This window comes from Aliivibrio sp. S10_S31 (assembly GCF_014694495.1).
In the GTDB taxonomy this organism is placed as follows: Bacteria; Pseudomonadota; Gammaproteobacteria; order Enterobacterales; family Vibrionaceae; genus Aliivibrio; species Aliivibrio fischeri.
This window is the reverse complement of sequence record NZ_JAAUWR010000125.1, coordinates 1-406: the sequence shown is the minus strand read 5'-3', so window position 1 is coordinate 406 and position 406 is coordinate 1. Positions and strand designations below refer to the sequence as shown.

Sequence of the window (406 nt, the reverse complement as noted above, 5' to 3'; positions counted from 1 at the left end):
TTCACGGCGGTAACAGGGGTTCGACTCCCCTACGGGATACCATTGGGTCGTTAGCTCAGTTGGTAGAGCAGTTGACTTTTAATCAATTGGTCGCAGGTTCGAATCCTGCACGACCCACCATTCTTTCTCACGAAGGAATTAAAACTTTCGTGGGCGATTAGCTCAGTTGGGAGAGCACCTCCCTTACAAGGAGGGGGTCACTGGTTCGAGCCCGGTATCGCCCACCATCTTTAAGTATTCTCCTTGAGAGTCTTTAAAAATGGTTTCGAAAGAAACATTGCTCTTTAACAATTTGGAAAGCTGACTGATTTAAATAACTTACGAGTTATCTAAATCAAAATTTAAAAGTTCTTAATATCCTTTGTTTTACTTTGTAAAACGAAGAACAACACATTCAAGTGTTCTT

Annotated in this window: 2 tRNA genes; both read left to right on the top strand. The window is 41.6% G+C overall.

The window, feature by feature from the left end:
- The first annotated feature begins 44 nt into the window (after window positions 1-44).
- Window positions 45-120: transfer RNA gene (locus tag HC728_RS19900), tRNA-Lys, on the top strand.
- A gap of 31 nt (window positions 121-151) precedes the next feature.
- Window positions 152-227: transfer RNA gene (locus HC728_RS19895), tRNA-Val, on the top strand.
- Window positions 228-406 lie beyond the last annotated feature (179 nt).